The 7,015-nt window shown below is 69.5% G+C and carries 4 protein-coding genes; 2 read left to right on the top strand and 2 right to left on the bottom strand.

Annotation, left to right across the window (positions count from 1 at the left end):
* Nucleotides 1-299: 299 nt before the first annotated feature.
* Both Ato02nite_RS41870 and Ato02nite_RS41865 read right to left on the bottom strand, forming a co-directional pair.
* Nucleotides 300-1,808 carry a dolichyl-phosphate-mannose--protein mannosyltransferase gene (locus tag Ato02nite_RS41870; RefSeq protein ID WP_213012266.1) on the bottom strand — a complete coding sequence of 503 codons (1,509 nt, stop codon included), beginning with the start codon at nucleotides 1,806-1,808 and terminating at the stop codon, nucleotides 300-302.
* A 120-nt stretch (nucleotides 1,809-1,928) separates the two neighbouring features.
* Nucleotides 1,929-4,298, bottom strand: coding sequence for a phosphoketolase family protein (locus Ato02nite_RS41865; protein WP_213012265.1), 2,370 nt, complete (start codon nucleotides 4,296-4,298; stop codon nucleotides 1,929-1,931).
* 312 nt (nucleotides 4,299-4,610) lie between these two features.
* On the opposite strand from Ato02nite_RS41865, the gene Ato02nite_RS41860 reads away from it, so the two are divergent.
* Nucleotides 4,611-6,116: an alkaline phosphatase family protein gene (locus Ato02nite_RS41860; RefSeq protein ID WP_307854236.1), complete on the top strand. Its 1,506-nt coding sequence runs from the start codon at nucleotides 4,611-4,613 to the stop codon at nucleotides 6,114-6,116.
* Nucleotides 6,050-7,003 carry a nucleoside hydrolase gene (locus Ato02nite_RS41855; RefSeq protein WP_213012264.1) on the top strand — a complete coding sequence of 318 codons (954 nt, stop codon included), beginning with the start codon at nucleotides 6,050-6,052 and terminating at the stop codon, nucleotides 7,001-7,003. Before Ato02nite_RS41860 ends, Ato02nite_RS41855 begins: the two co-directional genes overlap by 67 nt.
* Nucleotides 7,004-7,015 lie beyond the last annotated feature (12 nt).

The following is a 7,015-nucleotide window of genomic DNA, read 5'->3' as shown; positions in this document are numbered from 1 at the left end:
CATCACCCGACCGCCGCCACCCCGCAAGCAGCGGGCCACACCAGCACGCGCCGCGACTCTCGCGCAACGACCCACGCACCCAGCCCCGCGCGGCAACGCCTTGCGCTGCTCACCCATGCACGCCGCCCAGCTCTGCCCGGAGGGGCGTTTATACGTATTCGGCCGGTCGGTGACGGGTCGATGCCCGTCGTGGCGCCCGGCATCGCAGATCTTGTGGAGGTCGGGGTGCGAGCTTGGGCCGGGCCTGAACCGGGGTCCCGCTCCTTCTGGAATGGCGGGACCCCCACCCGAAAAGATCTCTAGATCCAGCGGCTGCCCAGCCACATGCGGTGCGACCAGCCCTCGTAGGTGATCACCTGGCCGATGAAGATGGGCTGGAAATAGAAGAAGCAGACCGCCACGGCGGCCACGTAGATGCCGGCCGCCACGATGCCGAGTGCTCGCCGGTCGGAGCCCGGTGGTGCGCTCATGATGGCGCCCAGCACGTAGGTGACGGCCAGGATCAGGAACGGTAGCGCGGGCAGGGCGTAGAACGAGAACATCGTCCGGCCGTCCTTGACCGCGTAGTAGAACCACGGGAGCAGGCCGCCGGCGACCGGCACCAGGATCGCCCAGGCCCGCCAGTCGCGCCGCGCGATGCCGAACCAGACCAGCGCGGACAGTGCCGGCAGGAACGACCACCACAGGATGGGCGTGCCGAGCAGCAGGATCTGCCGGGCGCAGCTCGGGGCGCCGCAGCCGGTGGCGCCGGGCCAGTAGAAGTTGACCGGCCGGCCCAGCAGCATCCACTGCCACGGCCAGGACTGGTAGACGTGCGGGGAGGTGAGTCCGCTGTGGAAGCGGTAGGCCTCGTGGTGGTAGTGGGCCAGGTTGAGCAGGGCGCCGAGGATCGGGGGTTCGCTCAGGCCCTTCGCCTCGCGGTAGTGCCGAAACCAGCCGGTGCTGGTGACGAACCAGCCGGTCCAGGTGGCCAGGTAGAACAGCAGGCTCAGGGCGACGCTGAGGACGCCCCAGATCAGGTCGTCGGGGCGGAACCGGGCGGGCGCGCCGGCCGAGCGGCGGGCCTGCACCCGCCACGCCCACGCCAGGGCGGCGAAGAACGGGGCGAAGAACAGCGCACTCCACTTCACGCCGCAAGCCAGGCCGAACAGGGCGCCGGAGGCGAGCAGCCACCACGGCACGATCCGCGGCTTCGTGCCGTCCTCCAGCGCCCGGAGCAGGCGGCGCCGGTAGTGGTCGCGGTCGAGGACCATGGCGGCGAACGAGAACAGCACGAACAGGCCGACGAAGATGTCCAGCAGCGAGGTGCGCGACAGCACCAGCTGGAAGCCGTCCAGCGCCATCAGCATGCCCGCCGTGCCGGCCAGCAGCACCGAGTGGAACATGCGGTAGGCGATCCGGATCAGGACCAGGATCATCAGGGTGCCGGCGACGGCGGCGGTGAAACGCCAGCCGAGCTCGTTGTTGCCGAAGATCTTCTCGCCCAGCGCGATCAGCCATTTGCCCAGCGGCGGATGCACGACGTACGCCGGGCCGTTGCTCTTCTCGTCCCACTCGACGCCGTGCTGGAGCATGTCCCAGGCGTCGGTCGGGTAGTAGACCTCGTCGAAGACGTAGCCCTTCGCGCTGGTCAGACCCTGGAAGCGGAGGATCCCGGCGATCAGCGTCACGACCGCGGTCGCCAGCCACGAGTGCGGGTCGAGCCAGTTCTCCAGCGTCGCCAGGCGGCGCCGCACGATGCCGGGAACGCCGGGAGTGGTCGCCGGGGCCGGCCGGACGTCGACTTCGACAGCCGTCGCTGTAGTCACGCGGTGATGATAAGGGCCGTTCCCGGCCACCGGGTATGCCCGGCGGCGGGGAACGGCCTCGGCCGTCTACGGCCTGTGCGGTTCGCACGGGACTCTGCCGAATCCCGTATTCATATGTTTTTAAGCGGGCAGTGCCCAGTCTCGGACCTCGGGCATGTCCTCCAGGTTTTCCACCACGTATTCCTCGTGGCGGGCCAGCTGCGACTCGCACCAGGACTTGAGGTCGGCGGCGCCGCGCGGCAGGCGCTTGGCGTTGTTGATGGCGTCCATGACCAGGTGGTAACGGGACGTCTTGTTACGGACCGTCATGTCGAACGGGGTGGTCGTGGTGCCCTGCTCGATGAAGCCGCGCACCCGGAACCGGTCGGCGTCGGGCCGGCCGTGCACCAGCTGGTGGATGGCGCCGGGGTAGCCGTGGAAGGCGAACACCACGTCGACGGTGTCGGTGAACAGCTCGGTGAACTGGACGTCCGACATGCCGTGCGGGTGGTCCTTCGGGCGGGGCAGCGCCATCAGGTCGACGACGTTGACCACCCGGACCTTGAAGTTGGGCAGCCGCTCCTTGAGGATCTGCGCGGCCGCGACCGTCTCCATGGTGACCACGTCGCCGGCGCAGGCCAGGACGATGTCGGGGTCGGTCACGCCGTCGTCGGTGCCGGCCCAGTCCCAGATGCCGGCGCCGCGCTCGCAGTGCGCGATCGCCTCGTCCATCGACAGGTATTGCAGCTGGGGCTGCTTGTCGATGACGATCAGGTTGACGTAGCTGCGCGAGCGGAAGCAGTGGTCGGCCACCGACAGCAGCGTGTTGGCGTCGGGCGGGAGGTAGACCCGGGCCACGTTGCCGCGCTGGTTGAGCACGACCTGCAGCAGACCGGGGCCCTGGTGGCTGAAGCCGTTGTGGTCGTTACGCCACGCCGTGGAAGTCAGCAGGATGTTGAGCGACGGCACCTTGGCCCGCCAGGGCAGGTGCGCGGCCTCCTGCAACCACTTGCCGTGCTGGACCGTCTGCGAGGCGCTGACCATGGCGAACGCCTCGTAGGTGGCGAACAGGCCGTGCCGGCCGGTGAGGTTGTAGCCCTCGAGCCAGCCGTGGCAGTTGTGCTCGCTGAGCACCTCCATCACCCGGCCGTTCGGGCCCAGCTTCACGTCGTCGGCGGTGGTGCGCTCCATGAACGCCCGGTCGGAGACCTCGAAGACGGCACCGAGGCGGTTGCTGTTGGTCTCGTCGGGGCAGAACAGCCGGAACCGGTCGGGGCTCGACGTGTAGATGTCGCGCATCAGTTCGCCGAGCTTGCGGGTCGACTCGGCGCGCGTGGTGCCGGGCTTCGTGACGTCGATGGCGTACGCGCGGAAGTCGGGCATGTCGAGGTCGCGGGTGAGCAGGCCGCCGTTGGCGTGCGGGGTGGCGCTCATCCGCAGCGGGCCCTCCGGCGACTGGTCGCGGACCAGGGCGGTGGGTGCGCCGGTGGCGTCGAACAGCTCCTCCGGACGGTACGACCGGAGCCACTTCTCCAGGAGCTCGAGGTGTTCCGGGTTTTCCCGCACGCCGGACAGTGGCACCTGGTGGGAGCGCCACGTGCCCTCGACGACGACCCCGTCCACCTCGTGCGGCCCGGTCCAGCCCTTCGGCGACCGCAGCACGATCACCGGCCAGGCGACACTGCTGTCGCCGGACTTCTTGGCCTTGATCGCGCCGTACGCCTCGGCGAGCGCCTGGGCGAACCGCACGTGCATGCCGGGCAGATCGTTGCCGGAGACCTCGATGACCTGGTAGCCGTGGCCCTGCAGGAGCTGGCGCACCCGCTCCGGGTCCTTGCGGCCGAGCACGGTCGGGCCGGAGATCTTGCCGTCGTTGAGGTGCAGGATCGGCAGCACCGCGCCGTCCCGCTCCGGGTTGATGAACGAGATGCCCTTCCACGAGCCCTCGAGCGGCCCGGTCTCGGCCTCGCCGTCGCCGACCACGGCGATCGCGAGCAGGTCGGGGTTGTCCATGACCGCGCCGAACGCGTGGACCAGGACGTAGCCGAGCTCGCCGCCCTCGTGGATGGAACCGGGGGTGGTCACCGACACATGGCTGGGAATGCCACCGGGGCTGGAGAACTGGCGGAAGAGGCGGAGGATGCCGCCCTCGTCCTGGGTGACGTCGGGGAAGTGCTCGGTGTAGGTGCCCTCGAGGTAGCCGGCCGCCACCAGCGCCGGACCGCCGTGACCGGGGCCGGCCAGGTAGATGGCCTCCTGCCCGGTGTGCTTGATCAGGCGGTTCACGTGGGCGTAGATGAACGACAGGCCGGGGCTGGTGCCCCAGTGCCCGAGCAGGCGGGGTTTGATGTGATCCGCACTCAGGGGCTCGCGCAGCAGCGGGTTGGCCTTCAGGTAGATCTGACCGATGGTCAGATAGTTGTTGGCCCGCCACCACGCGTCCAGCCGGTCCAGGTCTTCCTGGCTCGGCTCGCCCAGGGTGCGGACAAGATCGGCACTGACCGTCGTCACGGTGATTCCTTTCGCGGATCCTCGGCTACGGAAAAACCTACGTGGTCTCGGAACCGCTTTCGTAGGGTCTTATGGCCCTGGAGTGACTTTCCGGCGACGCTGAACCGTGGCCGTCGTTGATCCGTTCCCCAAGGCGTGCAGCCCGATGCCCCACTCCCCCCACGCTCCCGGATTCGTAGCTTCTTCACTCTGCTTTCCCGTCCGGCGGTCAACCGAACATTGACCGTACTGGCGGGTTTGTTGCTCTTTGTCGCCTTGGTTTTCCCGAACGTCGTCTCCAGACTGACCCCCGTCGGTTTCCTCCGTATTCCGGTGGAGGGCGCGTTCCTGATCGCACTGCTGCTGGTCCCGGCCCGGGCCCGCCGTGTCGCCGGCATCGTCGTCGGTGTCCTGCTCGGCTGGCTGGTCATCGAGAAATGCCTGGACATGGGCTTCTTCTCGGAGTTGAACCGGCCGTTCGACCCGGTGCTGGACTGGGTGCTGTTCGACGACGCATACAGCTTCGTGGTCGACTCCTACGGCCGGGTCGCGGCGATCGGCGCGGTCGCCGCCATCCTGCTGCTGGTCGCCGGGATCATGGCGCTGACCACCTGGGCGACGCTGCGGATCGGCCGGCTGGTGAGCAACCGCCGGCGGCGCTCGCTCTACGCGGCCGGCGGCCTGGCGGTGGCCTGGGCGGCCACCTTCGCCCTCGGCGCGTCCTTCACCGGCACGGTCCCGATCGCGGCGCGCAGCACGGCGACGTACGCGTGGGACCGCGCCCACCAGGCCAAAGCGGGGTTCGCCGACTCGGCGAAGTTCGCCGAGGAGGTCAAGAACGACGCGTTCGCGAACGTGCCGGCCGACCAGATGCTGACCGCGCTGAAGGGCAAGGACGTCATCTTCACGTTCGTCGAGAGCTACGGCCGCAGCGCCGTCGAGCACCCGGCCCTCGCCCCGCTGGTCGACCCGGTCCTGGACGCCGGCACCAGGCAGCTCGCCGCGGCCGGCTTCGGCTCCGAGTCGGGCTGGCTCACCTCGCCGACGTTCGGCGGCGGCAGCTGGCTCGCCCACTCGACGTTCGAGTCCGGCCTGTGGATCAACAACGAACAGCGGTACCGCAACCTGGTCTCCAGCAACCGGCTTACTCTGACCAGGGCGTTCAAGAACGCCGGGGCGCGCACGGTGAGCGTCATGCCGGGCGCCACCCGGGCCTGGCCGGAGGGCAAGTTCTACGGGTACGACGCGGTCTGGGACTCCCGTAATCTCGGTTACCAGGGGCCGAAGTTCTCCTGGGCGCCGATGCCCGACCAGTACACGCTGAAGCAGCTCAACACGATCGAGTACAAGAAGCCGGGACGGGAACCGCTGATGGTGGAGATGCCGCTGGTGTCCAGCCACACGCCGTGGGCGCCGATCCCCACCTACCTCGACGACTGGGACCAGATCGGCGACGGGTCGGTCTACGCCTCGATGGCCGAGAACGGCAAGAAGCCGAAGGCGCTGTGGGCCAATCCGCGCGACGTCCGCCCGGAGTACGGCAAGTCGATCGTCTACTCGGTGACCTCCCTGGTGAACTGGGTGACCAGGTACGGCGACGACAACCTGGTGCTGGTCTTCCTCGGCGACCACCAGCCGTCGCCGATCGCGTCCGGGGCCGGGGCCAGCCACGACGTGCCGATCTCGATCGTGACCAAGGACCGGTCGGTCCTGGAGAGGATCACCGATTGGCAGTGGGTGGACGGGCTGCGGCCGCAGGGGGACACCCCGGTGTGGCCGATGAACGCGTTCCGGGACCGGTTCTTCACGGCGTTCGGACCGAAGGCGGCGGCGTCCTGAAGATCTATCTCGACTGCGACACCGGGGTCGACGACGCCCTGGCCCTCGCCTTTCTGCTGGCCTCGCCCGATGTCGAGATCGTCGGGATCGGGACCGTCAACGGGAACACGTCGGCGGTGCAGGCGGCCCGGAACACGCTGGGCCTGCTGGCGCTTTCCGGCATTTCCGGAATTCCCGTCGCGGTGGGCGAAGGCAGTTACCGCGGCGGGGCGGCCGGCGTTCACGGCGGCAACGGGATCGGCGGCGTGACCCTGCCCTGCGGCGACGCGCCGGACGCCCGGACGGCGGTTGCCCTGCTGACCGATGTCATCCGCGACAATCCCGGCGAACTGCACATCATCGCCACCGGGCCGTGCACCAACCTGGCCCAGGCGCTGCGTACCGCTCCCGACCTGCCCACGCTCATCGCCTCGGTCACGGTGATGGGCGGCGCCGTCCGCGCACCCGGCAACGTCACGCCGCACGCCGAGGCCAACTTCCGCGACGACCCGCGGTCGGCCGCCGCCGTGCTGGCCGCGCCGTGGCCGGTCACCCTGGTCCCGCTCGACGTGACCATGCGGCACCGCTGGACCGTGCCCGACCAGGAGGCACTACGGGCCGGCGGCACACCCCTGCACGAGGCCCTGGCCGACATGCTGCCGGTCTACTTCGAGTCCTACCAGCCGCGGCTCGGCGTACGCGAAATTCCCCTGCACGATCCCCTGGCCGCGGCCGTCGCGGTCGGCGTGCTGGCGCCGTCGGACGCCCCGCAGCTGCCGCTGCGGGTCGATCCGGAGGGTGCGGTGCGGGAGGATCCTTCCGCTGCTTCCGCCGTACGGGTGGTGCTGGCGCTGGCCGAGCCGGGCGCACCGGTGATCCTCCGCCGAATCCTCGGATTCCGTAGCTGACCCCTCCCGTGA

It is taken from the genome of Paractinoplanes toevensis (genome assembly GCF_018332695.1).
Lineage (GTDB): Bacteria > Actinomycetota > Actinomycetes > Mycobacteriales > Micromonosporaceae > Actinoplanes > Actinoplanes toevensis.
The sequence above is the reverse complement of the archived record's forward strand: the minus strand, read 5'-3'. Positions and strand labels throughout refer to the sequence as shown.